This window comes from Vogesella alkaliphila (assembly GCF_014652475.1).
GTDB classification, from domain to species: domain Bacteria; phylum Pseudomonadota; class Gammaproteobacteria; order Burkholderiales; family Chromobacteriaceae; genus Vogesella; species Vogesella alkaliphila.
Genome location: NZ_BMYW01000003.1, coordinates 172,937 through 195,797, shown reverse-complemented (window position 1 = coordinate 195,797; position 22,861 = coordinate 172,937). Strand labels below are relative to the sequence as shown.

Genomic DNA, 22,861 nt, shown 5'->3' with positions numbered 1-22,861 from the left:
AACACATGAAACCCAATAAGCCTTCAGCATCGAATCTTCACCGCGCGTACGAGCTGTTCAGTTCGATGCGCTTCGCCATCGGTTTGCTGACCATCCTGGCCATCGCCTCGATCATCGGCACCGTGCTCAAGCAGAACGAACCCTACCCCAACTACGCCTTCGAGTTCGGCCAGTTCTGGTTTGTCGCCTTCGAGAAGCTGGGCCTGTACGACGTCTACCACTCGTCGTGGTTCCTGCTGATCCTCGCCTTCCTGGTGCTGTCCACCACGCTGTGCATCATCCGCAACGGCCCCGCCTTCCTGCGCGACATGAAGGGCTTCCGCGAGCGCGCCACCGACAACTCGCTGCGCGCGATGCGCCACAGCCAGCAGCTGGCGCTGACGCTGGACGAGGAACGGGCGACGCGCCTGCTGCAGGGCCACGGCCTGCGCGTGAAGCGCGCGGCGCGCGACGACGGCAGCGTGCTCTTGGCGGCCAAGAAGGGCAGCGCCAACAAGCTGGGCTACTTCTTCGCCCACATCGCGATGGTGGTGATCTGCATCGGCGGCCTGATGGACGGCAACCTGCCGCTCAAGCTCGGCGAGCTGACCGGCAGCATCAAGCCGGAAACGCGCGACCTGCCGCAGGCACAGATTCCGGAACAGAGCCGCCTTGGCACCGGCAACCTTTCGTTCCGCGGCAGCGTGACGGTGCCGGAAGGCAAGAGCGCCGACGTGATCTTCTTGAACAGCGGCAACGGCTACCTGGTGCAGGAGCTGCCCTTCATCGTCACGCTGAAGAAATTCCATGTCGACTACTACAGCAACGGCATGCCCAAGCTGTTCGCCAGCGACCTGGTCATCACCGACAAGGGCAGCGGCAAGACCTCCGAACACACCATCAAGGTCAACCACCCGCTGGTGGTCGACGGCGTGGCCATCTACCAGGCCAGCTTCGGCGACGGCGGCTCGCCGCTGCAGCTGAAGGCGTGGAACCTGCAGACGCCGCAGGCGGCGCCGACCGAGATCAAGGGCAATTCGCTGGGCGCGCAGCCGCTGAAGGTCAACGGCCGCGACTACAAGCTGGAATTCGGCGAACTGCGCGTGTTCAACGTGGAAAATACCGGCACGCCGGGCAGCGACGACAAGTCGCTGGCACAACGCCTCAACGACGCGCGCTCGGTACGGCAGGACACCAAGGCGCTGAAGAACATCGGCCCGTCGATCAGCTTCAAGCTGCGCGACCAGCACGGCCAGGCGCGCGAATACCAGCACTACATGGCGCCGATGCAGCAGGACGGCGAGTGGTACCAGGTGGCCGGCGTGCGCAGCGACGTGGCGCAGCCGTTCCAGTACCTGCGCATTCCGCTCGACAAGGACATGAGCATCGCCAGCTTCATGCGCCTGTACGCGGCGCTGAAGAACCCGGCGCTGTACGACGAGATCCGCGCGCGCACCACCGCCAAGGCGATGCAGGGCCAGGCGATCAGCCCGGCGATGCAGCAGCAGTTCTCCGACAGCGTGCGCTGGGTGCTGTCGCGCTTTGCCCAGGGCGGCTTTGGCGCGCTGGAGCAGTTCCTCGACGACAAGGTGCCGGCCGACAAGCGCCAGGCGATCGCGCAGACCTACATCAAGATCCTGCAGGGCGCGGTGGTCGACGTGATGGACGTGGCGCAGGCCCGCGCCGGCCTGCCAGCGTGGCCGCAGGACGCCAAGCACTACCGCTTCCTGCTCGACAGCCTGGTCAGCGTCAGCGCGCTGCAGGACTACGCGGCGCCGGTCTACCTGGAAATGAGCGGCTTTGACCAGGTGCAGGCCTCCGGCCTGCAGATGACGCGCTCGCCGGGCAAGAACGTGGTGTATCTTGGCTCGCTGCTGCTGGTGATCGGCATCATCCTGATGTTCTACGTGCGCGAAGTGCGCGTCTGGCTGCTGCTGCAGCGCGACGGCACCCGTCTGGCGATGACATCCAACCGCCACAACCGCGATCTGGACCAGGACTTCGAGCGCATGGTCGGCTATCTGAACAAACAGGCTGGAGAAGCATGATGGAGATGGTGTTGCAACAACCGCTGTACAAGCGTCTGGCCGCCGGTGACTGGCTGTACGCGCTGCTGATCATCGTCGCGGCCGGCTACAGCTTCAGCCTGTACGGCAGCGCGATGGACTACTACGAGCAGCTGATCCTGGTGGGCAGCAGCATCGGGCTGGTGGCGCTGGGCTGGTTCTGGCCGAGCTGGCGCTGGTTCTTCCCGCTGGCCGGCGGCGTGTCGCTGCTGGCGATCCAGCTGTACGACCACAACCTGGCGCGCGCGGCGGAAAGCTTCGGCCTGAAGTACCTGCTGTCCAGCCAGTCGTCGTTCATGTGGATGTGCACGCTGTTCTTCCTCGCCACCGTGCTGTACTGGGCCGGCACCCTCAGCCGCGCCGGCCTGCTGATGCGCATGGGCAGCGGCCTGACCTGGGCGGCGGCGGTGTTCGCGCTGGCCGGCCTGTTCACCCGCTGGTACGAGAGCTACCTGATCGCGCCGGACGTTGGCCGCATCCCGGTCTCCAACCTGTACGAAGTGTTCATCCTGTTCTGCCTCATCACCGCGCTGATGTACCTGTACTACGAGGCCAAGTTCGCGGTGCGCCAGGTCGGCGCCTTCGTGCTGCTGGTGATCAGCGCCGCGGTCGGCTTCATCCTGTGGTACACCTTCGACCGCCAGGCGCACGAGATCCAGCCGCTGATCCCGGCGCTGCAATCGTGGTGGATGAAGATCCACGTGCCGGCCAACTTCGTCGGCTACGGCGCGTTCGCGATGTCGGCGATGATCGGCGTGGCGCAGCTGCTGATCCGCCGCGGCATCCTCGCCAGCCGCCTGCCCTCGGCCGAAGTGCTGGACGAGGTGATGTACAAGGCCATCGCCGTCGGCTTCCTGTTCTTCACCATCGCCACCATCCTCGGCGCGATGTGGGCGGCGGATGCCTGGGGCGGCTACTGGAGCTGGGACCCGAAAGAGACCTGGGCGCTGATCGTGTGGCTGAACTACGCCGCCTGGCTGCACATGCGTCTGGTCAAGGGCTGGCGCGGCGAGCCGCTGGCGTGGTGGGCGGTGGTCGGCCTCTTGGTCACCTCGTTCGCCTTCATCGGCGTCAACATGTTCCTGTCCGGCCTGCACTCCTACGGCGCGCTGTAATACCCAGGGTTGGCCGCATGCGGCCAACCATGTCACCACGACCCGGCCCTGCGCCGGGTCGTGGCGTTTTCCGCTCAGGCGTATACCGTCAGCACCAGATGATCCAGCCGTCCGATTTCAACCGGCCGCCTTACCCTCCGGCGGACCGGTTTGAGCAGCACGGCTTTGTTGGACACGGTGCCGGCTGGCCCGTCGCGTATTGCACGCGATGAGCGCCCATTGCTGACCGACCAGGCGGGACAAGCCCCTGCAACGCGCAAGCACGGCCCGCAAACGCTCACCCCGCTGGCCTCTCCGGCGCCGCTGCGGCAACATAGCCGCGTCTATTTGCAAGGCTACCCCATGTCCGACCTGCCCCTGTTCATCTTCCGCAGCCTGCAACGCCAGCGCCTGGCGCAGGTGCCGGTGTTGTCCACGCTGCTGATCGCGGTGGAGCACGGCGAAAAACAGTTGATCACCCGCAGCGGCAGCTGGCACTGCCCGGCGGGCAGCTGGCTGGTGATCCCCGGCGGGCAGACGGTGGAGATCGTGAACCAGCCGGATAACGGCGCCGGCTACCGCGCCTGGACCCTGTTGCAGCCTCAGCACTGGCTGCAACGCTTGCTGGCGCAGTACGGCCCGCAACTGCCCACGTTACCGTGGCCGACCAGCGGGCCAGTGTTCCAGCCAGCCGATGATGCGCGGCAGGCACTGCTCCGGCTGCAGGCACTGCTACCGGCGGCCCAAGCCGGCACGCTGGGCGCGGCGCAGGCCGAGCATGCCTGGCAAGGGCTGATGCTGGCGCTGGCGGCGGCACGCCAGGGGGCGGAGCTGTTCCGCCAGCCACGCCAGGACGTGCGCGCCAAGGTGCAGAGCCTGCTGGCCTTCGACCCGGCACGCGACTGGCAGGCCGGCGACATTGCCAGCGGTCTGGCCATGAGCAGCGCCACCCTGCGCCGCAGGCTGGCCGCAGAAGCCACCTCGTTTTCCACCCTGCTGAACGAAGTGCGCATGGAACGCGCGCTGGGCATGGTGAATGCCGGCGAGCAGCCGCTGACCCAGGTGGCCGCCGCCTGCGGCTACCAGTCGCCATCGCGCTTTGCCGCCGCCTTCCGCCAGCGCTTCGGTGTCAGCCCCAGCCAGCTGCGCCAGCAGCGCGACGGCCACGCCTGAGCATTTGCGCACAGTGGCTGCACCCTGGCGGCGCGCCAGGCGCCATGCGGCCAACCATACTGTGGCTGTCCCTACCGCACAGGAGCCACACCATGAAATCGCTACTGCTTACCACCCTGCTGCTGGCCGCCCTGCCGGCCATGGCTTTCGAACTGAGCAGCCCGCAGCTGCAAGCCGGCCAGCCGATGGCCAAGGCGCAGGAATACAGCGGCTTTGGCTGCAACGGCGGCAATGTGTCGCCGGCACTGGCCTGGCAGCACGTACCGGCCGGTACCAAGAGCCTTGCCGTTACCGTCTATGACCCGGACGCCCCTACCGGCAGCGGCTGGTGGCACTGGGTGCTGTTCAACCTGCCGGCCGGCACCGCCGGTCTGCCTGCCAGCGCCGGCAACCCCGGTGGCGCCCTGCCGCCAGGCAGCGTGCAAAGCCGCACCGACTACGGCGCACCGGGCTTTGGCGGCGCCTGCCCACCGCAAGGCGACAAGCCGCACCGCTACATCTTCACCGTGCACGCGCTGAAGGTGGACAAGCTGGAACTGGGCGCCGACGCCATGCCGGCGCTGGTGGGCTATATGCTCAACGCCAACAGCCTGGGCAAGGCCAGCCTGACCGCAACCTACGGCCGCTAAGCGCCGGCCACGGCCGCCGCGGCTTGACAGCCCGGCGGCAGCCAACCAGCATGCGGCTCAGTCCTTCTCTGGAGCCGCCATGACAACCCCCACCCTGCACCCTGCCACGCTGGCCGTCCGCGCCGGCGAAGACGATTACCGCCCGCACGCTGCGCTGGCCGTGCCGATCGAGTTCGGCATCGCCCACGGCTACCCGGACATGGATAGCTGGGAACAGGTAGCCCGCGGCGAGGTGGCCGGCCCGCTGTATGCGCGCAATACCGCCCACCCCACCAGCCTGGCGCTGGAAGCCAAGCTGGCCGCACTGGAAGGCGCGGCGGCAGCGGTGAGCTTCGGCAGCGGCATGGCCGCCATCAGCAGCACGCTGCTGGCCCTGCTGCAGCCAGGCGCCCGCGTGGTGGCCGGCAAGGACACCTACGGCGGCAGCCACTACCTGTTCCAGCACACCCTGCCGCAATGGGGGGTGCAGGTCACCCTGTGCGATACCACCGATGCCGCCGCCTTCGACGCCGCGCTGGCTGGCGGCTGCGAGCTGCTGTACCTGGAATCGCCCACCAACCCGATGCTCAAGGTGCAGGACATCCGCCGCCTGGCCGCCGCCGGCCATGCCGCCGGCGCGGTGGTGGTGATCGACAACACCTTTGCCACCCCGGTAAACCAGAACCCGCTGGCGCTGGGCGCCGACCTGGTGCTGCACAGCGCCACCAAGTTCCTGGGCGGCCACGCCGACGCCATGGGTGGCATCGTCTGCGGCAGCCAGCCGCTGACCGACCGCATTCGCCACTACCGCGAAATCCACGGCGCCTGCCTGGACCCGATGAGCGCCTTCCTGATCCTGCGCGGCATCAAGACCCTGGCGCTGCGCATGCGCCAGCACAACGACAACGCGCTGGCACTGGCACAGTGGCTGCAGCAGCACCCCGCCGTGACACAGGTGAACTACCCCGGCCTGCCGCAGCACCCGCAACACACCATTGCCCGCGAGCAGATGCAAGGCTTTGGCGGCGTACTCAGCTTCGAGCTGGCCGGCGGCGATGCCGCGGTGCGCCGCCTGCTGTCGCGCTGCCAGCTGCTGCTGCGCGCCGCCACCCTGGGTACGGTGGATACCCTGCTGGGCGTGCCCAGCACCACCAGCCACGTGGAATGCAGCGCAGAAGAGCGCGTGGCGCTGGGCATTCCCGCCGGGCTGGTGCGCTGTTCGGTGGGTATCGAGGACATCCGCGACATCATCGCCGACCTGCAGCAGGCGCTGGCGGAATGAGCGCCAGGCTTGGCCGCAGCGCATGAGCTGGTTCCTGTACGTGCTGGAATGCCGCGGCGGCAGCCTGTACACCGGCATCAGCAACAATGTCGAAAAACGCTATGCCGCCCATGCCGCCGGCAAGGGCGCGCGCTACACCCGCAGCTTTCCGCCCGAGCGCATCGCGCTGGTGCTGCCGTTTGCCGACAAGAGCGCCGCGCTGCGCGCCGAGCTGGCGGTAAAGGCGATGAGCGCGGCGCAGAAGCGCGCCTGGCTGGCGCAACAACTGATGGGCGCCTCTAAAAACCCGGATTTCTAAGCGAAACAAGGCGCGAACGAAAAATTTTGACGCAGCATATATTTGATATGTAAGGAGAAATTTTTCGTGAGCAACGCAGTGGCGCGACGAAAGCTGGAGTTTTTCGAGGTGCCCTGATTAGTCTGGCTAATCAGACAGCGTAGTAATGCTGGCTTGCCGCCGGCACGGCAGCAGCCCACACTGCCAGCCATTGCCGAACCGGAGTCCGCCATGTCTCACCTCGACACCCTGCCCGCCGCCCTGCGCCTGGCGCAGCCGCTGTTGTGGCACAACCCTTCCCTGCTGCCCGCTGCCGATGCACTGGCCGCCTGCGCCTACGGCCGTTCCGATATCGAAGCCGCCATCGCCCGCTGGCAACGCTTTGCGCCGCTGCTGGCGCGACTGTTTCCGGACAGCGTCGCCGCCGACGGTCGCATCGACTCACCGCTGCTGAGCCAGCCCGATGCCTGCGGCCAACCCTTGTGGGTAAAGGCCGACCACGCGCTGCCGATCACCGCCTGCATCAAGGCGCGCGGCGGCGTGTACGAGGTGCTGTGCCACGCCGAGGAACTAGCGCAGGCAGCCGGCCTGCTGCCGGCAGGCAGCAGCTACACCGTGCTGGCCGAAGCGCCGGCACGCGAGTTGTTCGCGCAACACCGCATCCTGGTCGGCAGCACCGGCAACCTGGGCTACAGCGTGGGCGTGATGGCGCGCGCGCTGGGCCTGCAGGTGGAAGTGCACATGTCGCACGATGCCAAGGAGTGGAAAAAACAGCGCCTGCGCGCGCTGGGCGCCGGCGTGGTGGAGCACCAGGGCGACTACGCGCTGGCGGTGGCCGCCGCGCGCGACATCGCCGCCGCCGACCCGCACGCCTATTTCATCGACGACGAAAGCTCGCTGCTGCTGTTCTTCGGCTATGCCGCCGCAGCCTGGGACCTGGCGCCGCAGCTGGCCGCTGCCGGCCTGCGGCCAACGCCCGAGCAGCCGCTGCGCGTCTACCTGCCGTGCGGCGTGGGCGGTGCCCCCGGTGGCGTGGCCTTCGGCCTGAAATGCCTGTTCGGCGACGCGGTGCAGTGCGTGCTGGTGGAACCGGTGGCCTCGCCCTGCTTCCTGCTGCGTCTCGCCAGCGGTGACGACACGCTGTCGGTGTACGACATCGGCCTCGACAACCAAACCGTGGCCGACGGCCTGGCAGTGCCGCGCGCCTCCGCCACCGTGGCCGGCATCGTCAGCCCGCTGATCGACGCGGTGATTACCGTGAGCGACGCCAGCCTGCTGGCCGAAGTGCGCCGGCAGTGGCAGCAGCACGGCCTGCGGCTGGAGCCCTCCGCCGCCGCCGGCTTCGTCGCCCACCTGCTGGCCAGCGAGCAATGGCCGGGTGACATCATCCCGGTAGTGTGGACCACCGGCGGCAACGGCCTGCCGGACGAAGTGTTTTTTCCGCTGCTGGCGGAGTGACTTCACAAACGCTCAACCGCCAAAACCGCACCGGCTCGCCCCGTCCCGTGGGCGCAAGCCGTGCCAACGGCTGCCAGCCCGGAAACAAGCCGCCCTCTTTTGAGCGCAGCGTATGGGCGGCGCCGGGCTGGCGGCCGTTGGTACGGGAATTCTTGCGTCTTCGGGAGAGCAGGGATTGGAAAGGGGGATGCGGTATCCCCCTTCCCCGCCGCCGCGCGGACAGCGGCAGATAAAGACATCCGCGCAGCGGATACCCCAGAAAAAACAAGGTTGGCCGCAAAGCCATAATGGCTTGCGGCCAACCTTGGTCATTCCATCACGGTAAACGCCGGACTTCGCAAGCCCGGCACCAGCTTACCAGCCCGACTGACCACGTTGTGCCAATGCCCTGAGCAAGTCGTCTACATTGTCGCGATTCTTGCCCCAATCCATCAGCGTTAACCGGAACCGCGGCTGGCTGCCAAGATGCACCCGGGTTGCCTCCCCGCCCGCCTCGGCCAGTTCGACACTGAGACGCTCACCCCAGCTTTTCACGGACCAAGCGGTACGTACCTCGAAATGGCACTCGTCCTGCACCCGCGCCCGGCGACCATAACGCGCTTGCAGCTCCTGCCACACCCGCTCACGCACCAAGGGCAAGGCCATAGGCAGTGTCAGGGTTTGCTGCTCCCGCACCACAGTGTGGCGATGGAGGGCGCCTGCAAAAAAACCCTGCATGACAAGGGCGTAAATCAGACTGGATAGCAGCATGCCCATGAGCACAGGCCAGCTGAAAACCGTCCACAACCATGTGGACTGCTGGAACAGCAGCGAGCAAAGCAACTGCAGGGCAAAGAAGCCCCGCTTGCGGCGACTATCGAACAAGGAGCGGATCATGAGCAGCCTCCAGAAAGAGGTTGCCATGCTATCAAAATGACAAATAAATTCACAGCCAACCACGCCTGCGGCTGCAGACAACCGACGCTTCATGTCCCGATCACGGTAATGCCGCCGAGCCTGTCACACGCCACGGCCCATACCGGAATAACGAAAGGGCAAGCCACTCGGCTTGCCCTTGCTTATTTCATTGCGGCCAACCTTGACCACACGCTCACATCCTCATTGCACAGCAGCCCTGCACACCACCATCACTGCAGCTGCATCTCCCCGCACAGCCATTCACTCAGTATCTGCGCCGCCTCGCTACCGCTTACCAAGTACAACGCGTAATAGCCCAGCAGCAGCGGCGGATGCTCGTCCAGCCGGCACAGGCTGCCGTCCTGCAGGTAGCGCGCCACCAGCAGCTGGCGGCCCAGCGCCACACCTTCGCCGGCCTGCGCGCTGCGGTAGGCGAGCTGCGCCTGGTTGAAGTGGCGCTCGCCGGCATCGCAGCCGGGCGGGCGGCCGTGGGCGGCCAGCCACAGCGCCCACTCACTGCCGGCCGGCGCCGGCGTGCTCCACGGCGCGTCATCGTGCAGCAGGCGGCCGCCGTGGCCGGCGGGGTCGAACGCAGGGGCGGCGACCGGGAAGCCGTACTCGGGCAACACGAAGGCGGCATCCTGCGGCGCCTGCGGCAGGTAGCGCAGCGCCAGATCAATGCCGGACTGGCGCATGGCGGCTTGGCTGTAGGGCTGGTTGTCGGCCAGCAGGTCGACGCTGATGGCCGGCTGCAGGCGGGCGAAACGCCCCAGCCGTGGCAGCAGCCACTCCAGCGCCAGCGATGGCGGCGCCGCCAGCCGCACGCTGGCCGGTGCGGCCTCGCGCTGCAAGGCGGCCAACGTTGCGGCCACGGTATCGAAGCCACTGTCACAGGCGGCAAACAGCTGCTGGCCGGCGGGGGTGAGTTGCAGGCTGCGGCCGCCGCGCTGCAACAGGCTGATCTGCAGCCGCGCTTCCAGCCGCTGCACGCGCTGGCTGACCGCGCCCTGGGTCACCGCCAGCTGTTCGGCGGCGCGGCGAAAGCCGCCGCACTGCGCCACCGCGTGGAAAAACCACAGGTCGGCCAGCAGGGTGGCGTCGAGGCGGCGCGGCATGTTCACGGCCTCAGTAGGCGAAGCGCTCGCGCAGTTCTTCCAGGTTCAGCTCGCGCAGGATGCTTTCCTGGCGTTCGCGCGCGCTCTTTTTCGCGCCGCCGACCTTCTTGGCGATGATCAGCTCGTTCTTCATCGAGTGCTCCCAGCCCACCAGTTCGGTGACGGTGACCTGGTAGCCGCGCGCCTCCAGCTGCAGGCAGCGCAGCACGTTGGTGAGCTGGCTGCCGAACTCTCGGGTATGGATCGGGTGGCGCCACAGCTCGGACAGCGGCGTCTTGCCGAAGGTCTCGTTCTTCTTCTGCCGCAGCACTGCGGCCACTTCGGCCTGGCAGCACGGTACCAGCACGATGTACTTGGCGTCCTTGGCCAGCGCGAAGCGGATGGCGTCGTCGGTGGCGGTATTGCAGGCGTGCAGCGCGGTGATGATGTCCACCTGCGGCGGCAGCGCGTCGGAGGTGATGGACTGCTCGACGGTGAGATTGAGGAAGCTCATGCCGGCAAAACCCAGCCGCTGCGCGAGATCCACCGACTTGTCCACCAGGTCCTGCCGCGTTTCCACGCCGTAGACGTGGGCGGATGGTTTGTCCTTCAGGAACAGGTCGTAGAGGATGAAGCCGAGGTAGGACTTGCCGGCGCCGTGGTCGGCCAGCGTCAGGCTGCCTTTTTCCGCCAGCACGTCGGCCATCAACGGCTCGATGAACTGGTACAGGTGGTACACCTGCTTCAGCTTGCGGCGGGTGTCCTGGTTGATCTTGCCGTCGCGGGTCAGGATGTGCAGCTCTTTCAGCAGTTCGATGGACTGCTGCGGTTTGATTTCGGGGATCAGGCTCATCGCGGTGTCCGTATAAAAAGGTTGGCCGCAAGCACGGGCTTGCGGCCGGAAGCATGGCGCCGGTGCGACAAGCGTCAGTGGCCGGCGGTTTGCTGCAGGCCGGCCGGCGGCGTCCACTGCCAGTGGCTGCGCCAGGCGCCGACCACCAGATTGGGATACTCGGCGCGGCCGAGGCTGCCGTTGTAGCGCCCCAGCGCGCGGAACAGGTTGCCGCGCTCGATGTCGAGGTAATGGCGCAGGATGGTGCAGCCGTAGCGCAGGTTCAGCGTGAGGTCGAACAGGTTGTGGCCGCTGGCGCCGATGCTGCGCACCCAGAACGGCATCACCTGCATCAGGCCGCGCGCACCGACCGGCGAGATCGCGTACTTCTTGAAGCCGCTCTCGACCTGGATCAGCCCCAGCACCAGCTGCGGGTCCAGCCCGGCGCGGGTCGCCTCGTACTGCACCGCGGTCAGCAGCCGCTCGCGCAGCCACTGGTCCGGGATGCGTTTTTGCAGCCGCCGCGACATCTCCGCCAGCCACGCCGCGCCCTCGTGCGGGTTGTCGAACACCAGCCGCGGCGCGTTGACGTCGGCGATGCTGCGCGACATGGCGCTGGCCACGTTGGCCGCCAGCGCCTCTTCGCGCTGCGCCCCGGCCCACGCCGGTGCCGCCCAGAGGGCCGCCGCCAGCAGCAGGCAGGCAAGGCGCGGCGCGTTCATGGCCGCAATCAGGCCAGCTTGCCCAGCACGAAGTCCAGCACCGCGTCCGGCGCCACAGGCGTGGATTCCGCATCGCGGCGGTGCTGGTACTCGACCTTGCCTTCCTTCAGGCCGCGGTCGCCGATGGTGACGCGGTGCGGCGCGCCGATCAGCTCCCAGTCGGCGAACATCGCGCCCGGGCGCTCGCCGCGGTCGTCGATGATCACGTCCACGCCCTTGTCCTGCAGGCCGGCATACAGCGCGTCGGCGGCGGCCTTCACGCCCTCGGAGCGGTCGTAGCCGACCGGGCAGATCACCACGGCAAACGGCGCGATCGCGTCCGGCCAGATCATGCCCTTGTCGTCGTAGTTCTGCTCGATGGCGGCGCCGAGGATGCGGCTCACGCCGATGCCGTAGCAGCCCATCTCGAAGTGCTTCGGCTTGCCGTCCTCGTCGAGGAAGGTGGCGTTCATCGCCTTGGAATACTTGGTGCCGAGGTAGAACACGTGGCCGACCTCGATGCCGCGCTGGATGTCGAGCACGCCGTTGCCGCACGGCGACACGTCGCCGACCACCACGTTGCGCAGGTCGGCCACTTCCGGTTCCGCGCAGTCGCGGCCGAAGTTGGCGCCGGTGTAGTGCTGGTCGTCCTCGTTGGCACCGATCACGAAGTCGGCCATCTTGGCCACGGTACGGTCGGCGATCACGCGGCCGCTAAAGCCCACCGGGCCCAGCGAGCCGGGGTTGGCGCCGAAGGCGTCCTTGATCACGGCCGGCGCGGCGAAGGTCAGCGGCTTCTTGATGCCGGCGATCTTCTCCGCTTTCACCTCGTTCAGCTCGTGGTCGCCGCGCACCAGCATCAGCACCGCCTCGCCCTTTTCGCCTTCCACCACCACCGCCTTCACGGTCGCGGTGATGTCGACCTTCAGGAAATCCACCAGCTCGGCGATGGTCTTCACCTTCGGGGTGTGCACCTTCTCAAGCGTGGCCGCCGCGGCCGGGCGCTCGCCGGTCGGGGCCACCGCTTCAGCCAGCTCGATGTTGGCCGCGTAGTCGGAGGTCGGGCAGTAGACGATGGCGTCTTCGCCGGTTTCGGCGATCACCTGGAATTCGTGCGAGCGGTCGCCGCCGATGGCGCCGGTGTCGGCCGCCACCGCGCGGTAGGTCAGGCCCAGGCGGTCGAAGATGCGGCAGTAGGCGGCGAACATGTTGTCGTAGCTCTTGCCGGCGTCTTCGGCGCTGCGGTCGAAGGAGTAGGCATCCTTCATGGTGAACTCGCGACCGCGCATCACGCCGAAGCGCGGACGGCGCTCGTCGCGGAACTTGGTCTGGATCTGGTAGAAGTTCTTCGGCAGCGCGCGGTAGCTGCGCAGCTCGGCGCGGGCGATGTCGGTGACCACTTCCTCCGAGGTCGGCTGGATCACGAAATCACGGTCGTGGCGGTCCTTGAAGCGCAGCAGCTCGGCACCCATGCTGTCGAAGCGGCCGGTTTCCTGCCACAGGCCGGCCGGCTGCACCACCGGCATCACCATCTCGATGGCGCCGGCGCGGTTCATTTCCTCGCGCACGATGTTCTCGACCTTCTTCAGCGAACGCAGGCCCATCGGCATCCACGAGTAGACACCGGCGGCGACCTTGCGGATGAAGCCGGCACGCAGCATCAGCTTCTGGCTCACGATATCCGCGTCGGCGGGGGCTTCTTTCTGGGTGGAGATGAAAAACTGCGAGGCGCGCATGGTGTTGGTTATCCTTGAGATTTCGGCGAAATAGCGCTGATTGTAGCCGTTTAGGGCAGACGGCGGAAAGGTTGGCCGCAGCGGCGGCCAACCTTGCAATCATGCTACCGGCGATGCGCCGGACGGTTACACCCAGCCCAGCAGCCCGGCCACGGCGCCGGCGCCCAGCAGCCACAGCGGGTGCAGGCTGGTGCGCCAGGCGATCAGCGCGCTGACCGCGCACAGCAGCCACGCGCTCCAGCCGGTGTTGGCGATGCCGGCCAGCAGCCAGGCGCCGCCCAGCACCAGCCCGATCGACAGCGGCGCGAAGCCGCGCTGGATGGCGTGGCACAGCTTGTAATCGCGGAAGCGCTGCCACAGTCTGGCGACGTAGAAGCTGAGCACCGAGGACGGGCCGCAGATGCCGAGCAGGCTGATGGCGGCGCCGGGCAGGCTGGCCATCTGCCAGCCGACCAGGCTGGCGACCAGCACGTTCGGCCCCGGCGCCGACTGCGCGATGGCGAACAGCGCGGTGAATTCAGCCGCCGTCATCCAGCCGTGCTCGTTGACCACCATGCGCAGCATCTCCGGCACCACCGCGTTGGCGCCGCCGACCGCCATCAGCGACAGCTGGCCGAACACCAGGAACAGGGCAAGCAGCATCGCGCTCATGCCGGCTCCTTCTGCTGCAGGTGCCAGGCCAGCGTCACCGCCAGCGGCACCATCACCAGCAACAGCGGCAGCAGCGGCCAGTGCAGCAGGCCGATGGCGACAAAGGTGGCCACCGCCAGCGCGATGCACCAGCTGCTGCGCTCCAGCTTGGCGGCCAGCCGCAGCCCCATGCCGAAGATCAGGCCGGTGGCCGCCGGCGCCAGCCCGGCCAGCACCTGCTGCAGCGCCGGCAGGCCGCGGTACTGCTGGTACAGCGACACCAGCAGCATGGCGATGCAGAACGGCGCCAGCAGCAGGCCGCTGAACGCCAGCAGCGCGCCGCTGGCACCGTGAAAGCGGCCGCCGACGGCGACGCTGAGGTTGACGACGTTGGGGCCGGGCAGGATCTGGCCCAGGCCGAGCAGCTCGGTGAATTCGGCGTCGGTCAGCCAGCCCTTGCGCAGCACCAGCATGTGGTGCACCAGCGGCAGCACGCCGCCGAAGCCGACGATGCCGATGCCGAAGAAGCCGGTGAACAGCTCGCGGCGGGTGGGAATGTTTCGGGTTTCCATGGCCTGTAGCGTAGTGCGGAAGCGGGGGTGGCGACAAACGAGTTTTTCCGACTTCGCTTGTGCGTTATGCTCACAAGCATGAACCGGCGACTCCCCCCACTCAACGCCCTGCGCGCCTTTGAAGCCGCGGCACGCTGCGGCAGTTTCAGCGCCGCGGCGGAACAGCTGCATGTGACCCACGGCGCCATCAGCCGCCAGATCCGGCAGCTGGAGGACTGGCTGGGGCTGGCGCTGTTCGACCGCGTCGGCAAGCGCGTGCTGCTCACCGACAACGGTCGCCAGTACCTGCCGGTGCTGCAGACCGCCTTCGACAGCATCGCCACCGCCACCGAGCGCCTGACCCAGGATCGCACGCGGCAGCTGCGCATCAACGCCACGCCGACGCTGGCGATGCACTGGCTGCTGCCACGGCTGACACGCTTCCAGCTGCGCCATCCCGGCGTCGAGCTGCGGCTGGCGACCTCGGACACCATCATCCACGACCAGCACGCCGATTTCGACATCGCCATCCGCCGCGGCCATGACCACTGGCACGGCTTCGTGTCGCACCTGTTCCTCACCGAGCACGAACAGCCGCTGCTGAGCCCGGCGCTGCTGGCGAGCAGGCCGCTGGCGACGGTGGCCGACCTCGCGCGGCACACGCTGCTGCACTCGGAAACGCGGCCGGTGTCGTGGGAGCGCTGGCTGGCGGCGGCCGGCAGCCCGGCGCTGCAGGCGGCGGCGCACCAGCACTTCGACCACTACTATCTGGCGCTGCAGGCGGCGGTCGACGGCCTGGGGGTGGTGCTCGGCGCGCAGCCGGTGACCGACGCGCTGATCGCCAGCGGCAAGCTGGTGGCGCCGCTGGACGGGCCGCGGGTGAAGGCGCGCGGCTACTCCTGGGTGCTGCCGCTGACGCTGGCGGAAGACCCGCTGTGCGCCGATTTCTGCGCCTGGCTGGAGGAAGAAGGCGGCATTTAGCCGCGCCGGCGCACCACCTGTCGCATCGGCTCTACACTGCGCCCGCAATTGCGCTACAAAAGCGGGCGCCGCATGGCACATTGCAGGGCACAAGAGTAAGCTTCGCGCTCACCCGAGATTCGCAATACTGCGCTGCAACATCCGTGGCGGCGCCACCCACCAAAAAATACACAAAATCATGCAGGCTCAAAACAAACAGGCGCTCGCCGGTATCACGCTGGCGGCGCTGGGGGTCGTGTACGGGGACATCGGCACCAGCCCCCTCTACACCCTGAAAGAATGCTTCGGCCCCCACCTGGGCCTGGCGGTCACGCCGGCCAACGTGCTGGGCATCCTGTCGCTGATCGTCTGGGGCCTGATCCTGGTCGTGTCGCTGAAATACCTCAGCTTCGTGCTGCGCGCCGACAACCGCGGCGAGGGCGGCATCCTGACGCTGATGGCGCTGGCGCGGCGTTGCGTCGGCCCGCGCGGCTGGATACTGGCCGCCATCGGCCTGATGGGCGGCGGCTTCTTCTACGGCGAGGTGGTGATCACGCCGGCCATTTCGGTGCTGTCGGCGGTGGAAGGGCTGGAGGTGATCACCCCGGCGTTCAAGCCCTACGTGCTGCCGCTGGCGCTGGCGGTGCTGATCGGCCTGTTCCTGATCCAGAAGCACGGCACCGCCAGTGTCGGCAAGCTGTTCGGCCCGGTGATGATGCTGTGGTTCGCGGCGCTGGCCACGCTCGGCGTGCTCGGCATCCTGCGCAATCCGCAGGTGCTGGCGGCGCTGAACCCGCTGTGGGGCATCGACTTCCTGTTCAGCCACGGCACCATCGGCTTCCTGGCGCTGGGCTCGGTGGTGCTGGCGCTGACCGGCGCCGAGGCGCTGTACGCCGACATGGGCCACTTCGGCGCCAGGCCGATCCGCCTGGCCTGGTTCTTCTACGTGCTGCCGGCGCTGCTGCTGAACTACTTCGGCCAGGGCGCCGAGATCCTCGCCAGCCCGGAGGCGCGCGCCAACCCGTTCTTCCACCTGGCGCCGCAGTGGGCGCTGCTGCCGCTGGTGATCCTGTCCACCTGCGCCACGGTGATCGCGTCGCAGGCGGTGATCTCCGGCGTGTTCTCGCTGACCCGCCAGGCGGTGCAGCTGGGCTACCTGCCGCGCATGGAGATCACCCACACCTCGGACAACGAGATCGGCCAGATCTACATCCCGCTGATCAACTGGGGCCTGCTGCTGGCGGTGATCGCGGTGGTGGGGATGTTCCAGAACTCCAGCGCGCTGGCCGGCGCCTACGGCATCGCCGTGACCGGCACCATGGTGATCACCTCCATCCTGGTATGCACCGTCGCCTGGCGCGGCTGGAGCTGGCCGCGGGCGCTGGTGGCACCGCTGCTGGTCGCGCTGCTGGTGATCGACCTGCCGCTGTTCCTCGCCAACGTGGTGAAGATCTTCGCCGGCGGCTGGCTGCCGCTGCTGATCGGCATCGGCGCCTTCATCCTGATGACCACCTGGAAACAGGGCCGCCGCCTGCTGATGCAGCGCCTGAACGAGATGGCGATCCCGCTGGACGGCTTCGTCGAGAACATGGAAGCCTACCCGCCGGAGCGGGTGCAGGGCACCGCGGTATTCCTCACCAGCACCACCCACGGCGTACCGCACGCGCTGCTGCACAACCTGAAGCACAACAAGGTGCTGCACGAGCGGGTGGTGCTGATGACCATCCGCGGCGAGGACATCCCCTACGTCGACGAGGACGAGCGGGTGGAAGTCCTGCAGCTGTCCGACAGCTTCTGGCGGGTGATGGCCTACTACGGCTTCAAGGAAACGCCGGACGTGCAGCAGATCCTCGACCTGTGCGCGGCGCAGGGCCTGGTTTTCGAGCTGATGGACACCTCATTCTTCCTGTCGCGCGAGACGCTGATCCAGACCGAGCGCGAAGGCCTGCCGCCGTGGCGCGAGACGCTGTTCGTGTGGATGAGCCGCAACGCGCTGCGCGCCACCGACTTCTTCCAGATCCCGACCAACCGCGTGGTGGAGATGGGTGCGCAGGTCGAGCTGTAAACCGCGCGGCGGCCAAGGTTGGCCGCCAGCCGTCACGACAAGGGCAAGCCGGAGGGCTTGCCCTTTTTAGTGCGACATCAGGACCGCGCTTGCCGCCAGCCGACCGCCTCCTGGCGTGACTTCTGCCCCCTCATCCTCGTGCCACCGGCTCAGTTCTCCGGCAATGCCCGCCCCACCGCTGCGGCCAACCTTGGCCAGTCGAAGTACGGCCCCGGATCGGTCTTGCGCCCCGGCGCGATGTGCTGGTGGCCGGTGATGGCCTCGATGCCGCACTCGCGCTGCAGCAGGCGCGCCAGTGCCGCCAGCGTGCGGTACTGCGCGTGGCAGAACGGCTCGAAATCGCAGCCTTCCAGCTCGATGCCCAGCGCGAAGTCGTTGCAGCGCTCGCGGCCGCGCCACTGCGACACCCCGGCGTGCCACGCGCGCTGGCGGGTGGACACGAACTGCAGCAGGCTGCCGTCGCGACGGATGAAGAAGTGTGCCGACACCCGCAGGTGGGCGATGGTGGCGTAGTAGGGATCGGCCGCCGGATCGAGGCGATTGCCGAACAGCTGCGCCACGCCGTCGCCGCCGTAGCGGTACGGCGGCAGGCTGATATTGTGGATAACCAGCAGCGGCACCTCCGGCTGTGGATAACTGTCGCAATTGGGCGACGGCAGCCGCTCTGCCTCGTTGACCCAGCCGTCGGCGTCCAGCGTCAGCGGCAGTTCGCTGTCGTCGCGCTGCCAGCGCAGCGTGGTCAGCGCCAGCCCGTCCGCGGTGGCGAAGTCGCGCTGGCGCACGAAGCCGGCCTTGTGGTAGCAGCGCAGCGCAGCGCGGTTGGCCTGCGCGCTGCTGACCGTGGCCGCCGTTTCGCCGGCCAGCGCGGCGGTGAGCAGGCGCCCGGCCCAGCCCTCGCCCAGGCGCGCCGGCGCCACCAGCAGGCGCACGATGTCGAGGCTGCCGTCGTCGGCCCGGCCGCAGGCCAGCAAGGCGCACAGCTGCATCGTTTCGTCGTAGCCGGCAAGGATGTTCAGCGGACTGGCGGCGATGTCGGCGGTGCCGTGCCACAGTCGCGGCAGCGGGTAGCCCGCCAGCCACGCCACTTCCAGCGCATGGGCGGCGTCGTGCAGCGCCAGCGCGGCGGCCAGGTTGGCCGCATCGTCGCGGCACAGTTCACGGATCAGGAACGGGACAGTCATCACTCGTCTGCAGCAAAAAAATACCAGCCGAGACTGTAATGCAAATCCCCGCCCGCCGCTTGAGACGGATCATGGGCAGCGCCGCCGCCATGCACCATACTGAGAACGTGTTCACGATCTCGCGAGCCAAAGTCAGACAAGGCGGGATTGGCCAAAAAAGCGCAGTTGACACGGGGTCAATGAGCATTTTTTGGCCAATCCCAACTCAGGATCACGAAGGCGCAGCAGATTGTGAACAGGTTCTGAAACCACCCACCGTTTTCCGGAGCACGCCATGCTGAGCCTGGACGCCCTCACCAGCGCGATCCCCGCGCCTTCCTTCGACGAACCGCTGGACATGCTGTACGCCTGTCACGACAAGGTGCGCCACTTTTGCGGGCAGCTGGACGCGCTGCCCGGCTACATCGCCGAGCACGGCCACAGCCACGCGGTGCTGAACACCATCGCCGGCATCGTGCGCTATTTCGAGATCGCCGGCCCGGCGCACCACCAGGACGAGGAGCAGGAGCTGTTCCCGCTGATCGTGGCACGGCAGCCGGACGCCGCCGCCAAGATCGAACAGCTGCTGGCCGAGCACGGCTACCTGAATGCACGCTGGCGCGCCATCCACGACCAACTGCAGGCCTTCGGCCGCGGCGAGCTGGCCGACCTCGATGCCGCCGCCATCGCCGAGTTCACCCGCCTGTACCGCGAGCACGCGCAGCGCGAGGAGGACTGGCTGTTCCCGGTCGCCGGCCAGCTGATCGGCGAGGACGAGCTGCGCGACGCCGGCCAGCGCATGGCGGCGCGGCGCACCACGCCACGCTGAGAGCCTGTACACGATCTGCTGCGATTTGATTTCAACTGGGGCGATACAGCGTTAAGTACGATTGAGATATGCGTATTTACCACTTGTAAACTCCGCTTCCTCAGCCGTTTTCGCCTTGTCTCGCGTGAGCGCGCGAGATCGTGAACACGCTCTAAACGCGTAATCGAACGCTTGAAACCAGCCCGCCCTCGCCCTGATGGCGGGCTTTCCTTATAATCGTTGGCCAGACACGCCCTCCACGTACAACCCCGGGACATCATCACCATGCAAGACACGCACGCCTGGTCTGGCCGCTTCTCCGAGCCGGTCTCCGAGCTGGTCAAGAAATACACCGCTTCGGTCACCTTCGATAAGCGTCTGGCCGAATTCGACATCGAAGGCTCGCTGGCCCACGCCGCGATGCTGAACAAATCCGGCGTGCTGTCCGATGCCGATCTCGCCGCCATCCGCGACGGCATGGGCGAGATCATCGCCGACATCCGCGCCGGCAACTTCGAGTGGAGCGTGGACCTGGAAGACGTGCACATGAACGTCGAGCGCCGCCTCACCGACAAGATCGGCGACGCCGGCAAGCGCCTGCACACCGGCCGTTCGCGCAACGACCAGGTGGCCACCGACATCCGCCTGTGGCTGCGCGCGCAGATCGACGCCATCGTGGTACTGATCGCCGAGCTGCAGAGCAGCCTCTTGGACCTGGCCGAAGCCAACGCCGACACCGTGATGCCGGGCTTCACCCACCTGCAGGTGGCCCAGCCGGTAACCTTCGGCCACCACATGCTGGCCTACGTGGAGATGCTGGGCCGCGACGCCGAGCGCATGACCGACTGCCGCAAGCGGGTGAACCGCCTGCCTCTGGGCGCCGCCGCACTGGCCGGCACCACCTTCCCCATCGACCGCTTCTACACCGCGCAGCTGTTGGGCTTCGACGACGTGTGCCACAACTCGCTGGACGCGGTGTCCGACCGTGACTTCGCCATCGAATTCACCGCCGCCGCCAGCCTGGTGATGGTGCATTTGAGCCGCCTGTCGGAAGAGCTGATCCTGTGGATGAGCCCGCGCGTCGGCTTCATCGACATCGCCGACCGCTTCTGCACCGGCAGCTCCATCATGCCGCAGAAGAAAAACCCGGACGTGCCGGAGCTGGTACGCGGCAAATCCGGCCGCGTGGTGGGCCACCTGATCGCGCTGGTTACCTTGATGAAGGCACAGCCGCTGGCCTACAACAAAGACAACCAGGAAGACAAGGAACCGCTGTTCGATACCGCCGACACGCTGATCGACACCCTGCGCATCTACGCCGACATGATGCGCGGCATCACCGTGAAGCCGGCAGCGATGCGCGCCGCGGTGCTGCAGGGCTTCGCCACCGCCACCGATCTGGCCGACTATCTGGTGAAAAAAGGCATGCCGTTCCGCGACAGCCACGAAGTGGTGGCACTGACCGTGCGCCATGCCGAGCTGCAGGGCGTGGACATTGCCGACCTCAGCCTGGAAAAGCTGCGCGAGTTCAGCACGCTGATCGAGCAGGACGTGTTCACCGTGCTGACGCCGGAAGGTTCGCTGGCACAGCGCGACCACGTCGGCGGCACCGCGCCGAACCAGGTGCGCGCGCAGATCGCCCGCCACCGCGCGCGTCTGGCTGGCTAAGCGGCTTGCGGCCAACCTTGCGCCGCCAGCTTGCACGACAAGGCCGGGATCATCCCGGCCTTGTTGTTTTCCACCCCGCTTGCAAAACCGCCTTGCCGGCCAATGCCAGCGCGGGCTGAGCCGGTGCTGCCTCACGGAGCCGACCAGTAACCGGTGCCACACCACGCGACAACCGATGCGGCACCGGGTGACGGTTCTTTTGTTTTCGTGCCGGGGCAGGCTATGCTGTTCGTGTTCAATGCCCGACAGAAGTGACACAACCATGGCGCAAGCACGCCCGGCCCCGCAGCAAGCATCCCGCTTCTGGCGTGATGACGCGCTGCCTTTCATCGAGTCCCGCACCGTCACGGACGGCCGCAAGGTCTGCTACGAAAAACACTCGCACGAGACGTTCTCGCTGGGCGTGATTGATGGCGGCCACAGCCACTACCTGAACGGCAGCCAGCGGCACGAGATCGCCGCCGGCAGCGTGCTGACGATGAACCCGGGCGAGGTGCACGCCTGCGCGCCGGTTCGCGGCGCCGGCTGGGCGTATCGCATGCTGTATGTGGACCAGGACTGGCTGGGCGCCCGGCAGGCCGAGCTGGGGCTGTCGCCGCATGGCGACTTCCAGCCGCTGGCCTGCCAGCTCAGTACCGACCCGCGCCTGTACGCCGCCTTTACCCGTTTTCACGCCGTGCTGACCGCCGCCGATAGCGAACCGCTACTGAAGGAAAGCGTCGCCGTGCAGTTTTTCAGCGAGGTCTTGCCCGCCTTGTCGTCTGGCAGGCTGCCAGCGCCTGGCGCGCCGGACCGGCTGGCGCGGGCCGTCGACTTCATCCACAGCCACGCTACCGAGTCCCTGACGCTGCAGCAGATCTGCGCGGCGGCCTCGCTGTCGCCGTCCTACCTGATCCGTGCCTTCAGCCAGCACTACCACATGACGCCGCACGCCTATCTGCTCAACTGCCGCATCCAGCATGCCAGACGTCTGCTGCGTGGCCGCCAGCCACTGGCGGAAGTCGCCCACGCCAGCGGCTTTGCCGACCAGGCGCATTTCCAGCGCGTGTTCAAGCGCCTCACCGCCGTCACGCCGGGGCATTACCGGCGCTGATCAGAACAGCAAGGCCGTGCTCAGCAGCAGTAAGACCGCCAGCACGCGGTTCAGCAGCCGGATACGGGCGGCAGAGTGCAGGTATTGCCCCAGCGCCGCGCCGGCATAAGCCCAGCACGCCAGCGAGAGATAGCAGATCGCCCAGTACAGCGCGCTGAATTGCCAGACCAGCAGGCTGTCGCCGCCGGCAAAGGCCCCCATGCCGGCCACCGACGCCAGCCAGGCCTTCGGGTTCAGCCACTGCATCAGCGCGCCCTGCCAGTACGACGGCGCCTGCCCGGCACGCCGCTCTCCCAGTGCGCCATCCGCGCGGAACAACTTCCAGGCCATGTACAGCAGGAAGGCGGCACCGGCCCACTTGATGACGACGGTCACCAAGGGCCAGCGGGTCAGCAGCTCGTGCAGGCCGAGGCCGATCAACAGCAGTAACAGGGTAAATCCCATGGTCGCGCCGGTGACATGCCGCAAGCTGGCACGAAAACCGTACTGCACGCCGTGGGCCAGGCCCAGCAGATTCACCGGCCCCGGAGAAATGGAGGCCGCCAGCGCAAACAAGGACATCGACAGATACAGGCTCATGGGTTGCTCCCCGTGGATGAAAGAGCCTGCAGCGTAAGAAATCCGGTGTGACCGGTATTGAACGAAATTACCCTGTTGACGGCCACGCCGCGCCAACAAGCCGGCCGGTGATCGCGGGAAAGGCGCAGCGCGTACCGGCAGCGGTGGCAA

21 protein-coding genes are annotated in these 22,861 nt (G+C 67.3%); 12 read left to right on the top strand and 9 right to left on the bottom strand.

From position 1 onward, the window contains the following. Nucleotides 1-5 precede the first annotated feature (5 nt). From IE100_RS06440 to dsdA, 7 genes are all read left to right on the top strand, one after another. Nucleotides 6-2,027, top strand: coding sequence for a cytochrome c biogenesis protein ResB (locus IE100_RS06440; RefSeq protein ID WP_189373277.1), 2,022 nt, complete (start codon nt 6-8; stop codon nt 2,025-2,027). Continuing rightward, entirely contained in the window at nt 2,027-3,160 is a 1,134-nt protein-coding gene (ccsB, locus tag IE100_RS06435; RefSeq protein WP_189373437.1) for a c-type cytochrome biogenesis protein CcsB, read from the top strand. Before IE100_RS06440 ends, ccsB begins: the two co-directional genes overlap by 1 nt. A 342-nt stretch (nt 3,161-3,502) precedes the next feature. Continuing rightward, nucleotides 3,503-4,312 carry a helix-turn-helix transcriptional regulator gene (locus IE100_RS06430; protein WP_189373276.1) on the top strand — a complete coding sequence of 270 codons (810 nt, stop codon included), beginning with the start codon at nt 3,503-3,505 and terminating at the stop codon, nt 4,310-4,312. Nucleotides 4,313-4,404: 92 nt separating this feature from the next. Next, nucleotides 4,405-4,941 carry a YbhB/YbcL family Raf kinase inhibitor-like protein gene (locus tag IE100_RS06425; protein WP_189373275.1) on the top strand — a complete coding sequence of 179 codons (537 nt, stop codon included), beginning with the start codon at nt 4,405-4,407 and terminating at the stop codon, nt 4,939-4,941. Nucleotides 4,942-5,020: 79 nt separating this feature from the next. Beyond that, complete coding sequence (locus IE100_RS06420) at nt 5,021-6,202, top strand: aminotransferase class I/II-fold pyridoxal phosphate-dependent enzyme (RefSeq protein WP_189373274.1); 1,182 nt, start codon at nt 5,021-5,023, stop codon at nt 6,200-6,202. A 22-nt stretch (nt 6,203-6,224) separates the two neighbouring features. After that, nucleotides 6,225-6,500 (top strand): GIY-YIG nuclease family protein, encoded by a 276-nt coding sequence (locus IE100_RS06415; RefSeq protein WP_189373273.1) that lies wholly within the window; start codon nt 6,225-6,227, stop codon nt 6,498-6,500. Nucleotides 6,501-6,710: 210 nt separating this feature from the next. Continuing rightward, complete coding sequence (gene dsdA / locus IE100_RS06410; RefSeq protein ID WP_189373272.1) at nt 6,711-7,937, top strand: D-serine ammonia-lyase; 1,227 nt, start codon at nt 6,711-6,713, stop codon at nt 7,935-7,937. A 354-nt stretch (nt 7,938-8,291) separates the two neighbouring features. On the opposite strand, the gene IE100_RS06405 is transcribed toward dsdA, so the two are convergent. From IE100_RS06405 to IE100_RS06375, 7 genes are all read right to left on the bottom strand, one after another. Further along, the gene (locus IE100_RS06405) at nt 8,292-8,813 is read right to left on the bottom strand and encodes a hypothetical protein (RefSeq protein WP_189373271.1); all 522 of its coding nucleotides are present in this window, start codon (nt 8,811-8,813) and stop codon (nt 8,292-8,294) included. A gap of 251 nt (nt 8,814-9,064) precedes the next feature. Next, nucleotides 9,065-9,949: a LysR family transcriptional regulator gene (locus IE100_RS06400; protein ID WP_189373270.1), complete on the bottom strand. Its 885-nt coding sequence runs from the start codon at nt 9,947-9,949 to the stop codon at nt 9,065-9,067. A 10-nt stretch (nt 9,950-9,959) separates the two neighbouring features. Continuing rightward, nucleotides 9,960-10,781 (bottom strand): class I SAM-dependent methyltransferase, encoded by an 822-nt coding sequence (locus IE100_RS06395; protein WP_189373269.1) that lies wholly within the window; start codon nt 10,779-10,781, stop codon nt 9,960-9,962. Between the two features lie 74 nt (nt 10,782-10,855). Continuing rightward, nucleotides 10,856-11,482: a lytic transglycosylase domain-containing protein gene (locus tag IE100_RS06390; RefSeq protein ID WP_189373268.1), complete on the bottom strand. Its 627-nt coding sequence runs from the start codon at nt 11,480-11,482 to the stop codon at nt 10,856-10,858. An 8-nt stretch (nt 11,483-11,490) separates the two neighbouring features. Further along, on the bottom strand, nt 11,491-13,197 hold the full coding sequence (locus IE100_RS06385) for a proline--tRNA ligase (RefSeq protein ID WP_189373267.1): 1,707 nt from the start codon (nt 13,195-13,197) through the stop codon (nt 11,491-11,493). A 126-nt stretch (nt 13,198-13,323) separates the two neighbouring features. After that, complete coding sequence (locus IE100_RS06380; protein ID WP_229800262.1) at nt 13,324-13,848, bottom strand: chromate transporter; 525 nt, start codon at nt 13,846-13,848, stop codon at nt 13,324-13,326. After that, nucleotides 13,845-14,399, bottom strand: a complete 555-nt coding sequence (locus tag IE100_RS06375; RefSeq protein WP_189373266.1) for a chromate transporter — start codon at nt 14,397-14,399, stop codon at nt 13,845-13,847. Before IE100_RS06375 ends, IE100_RS06380 begins: the two co-directional genes overlap by 4 nt. Before the next feature lie 78 nt (nt 14,400-14,477). Here IE100_RS06375 and gcvA point away from each other — a divergent pair, with 78 nt between their 5' ends. Both gcvA and kup read left to right on the top strand, forming a co-directional pair. Next, a complete protein-coding gene (gene gcvA / locus IE100_RS06370; protein WP_189373265.1) occupies nt 14,478-15,359 on the top strand; it encodes a transcriptional regulator GcvA in 882 nt (293 codons plus the stop codon). A 178-nt stretch (nt 15,360-15,537) separates the two neighbouring features. Then, nucleotides 15,538-17,403: a low affinity potassium transporter Kup gene (kup, locus tag IE100_RS06365; protein WP_189373264.1), complete on the top strand. Its 1,866-nt coding sequence runs from the start codon at nt 15,538-15,540 to the stop codon at nt 17,401-17,403. A 149-nt stretch (nt 17,404-17,552) separates the two neighbouring features. On the opposite strand, the gene ampD is transcribed toward kup, so the two are convergent. Next, the gene (ampD, locus tag IE100_RS16410) at nt 17,553-18,104 is read right to left on the bottom strand and encodes a 1,6-anhydro-N-acetylmuramyl-L-alanine amidase AmpD (RefSeq protein WP_268245214.1); all 552 of its coding nucleotides are present in this window, start codon (nt 18,102-18,104) and stop codon (nt 17,553-17,555) included. Nucleotides 18,105-18,858: 754 nt separating this feature from the next. On the opposite strand from ampD, the gene IE100_RS06355 reads away from it, so the two are divergent. The 3 genes from IE100_RS06355 to IE100_RS06345 all read left to right on the top strand — a co-directional run bounded on the left by IE100_RS06355 (nt 18,859) and on the right by IE100_RS06345 (nt 22,132). Beyond that, entirely contained in the window at nt 18,859-19,392 is a 534-nt protein-coding gene (locus tag IE100_RS06355) for a hemerythrin domain-containing protein (protein ID WP_189373262.1), read from the top strand. A 264-nt stretch (nt 19,393-19,656) separates the two neighbouring features. Then, a complete protein-coding gene (gene argH, locus IE100_RS06350; RefSeq protein WP_189373261.1) occupies nt 19,657-21,039 on the top strand; it encodes an argininosuccinate lyase in 1,383 nt (460 codons plus the stop codon). 262 nt (nt 21,040-21,301) lie between these two features. Beyond that, nucleotides 21,302-22,132, top strand: coding sequence for a helix-turn-helix transcriptional regulator (locus tag IE100_RS06345; protein WP_189373260.1), 831 nt, complete (start codon nt 21,302-21,304; stop codon nt 22,130-22,132). On the opposite strand, the gene IE100_RS06340 is transcribed toward IE100_RS06345, so the two are convergent. Further along, nucleotides 22,133-22,711: a LysE family translocator gene (locus tag IE100_RS06340; protein ID WP_189373259.1), complete on the bottom strand. Its 579-nt coding sequence runs from the start codon at nt 22,709-22,711 to the stop codon at nt 22,133-22,135. Nucleotides 22,712-22,861 lie beyond the last annotated feature (150 nt).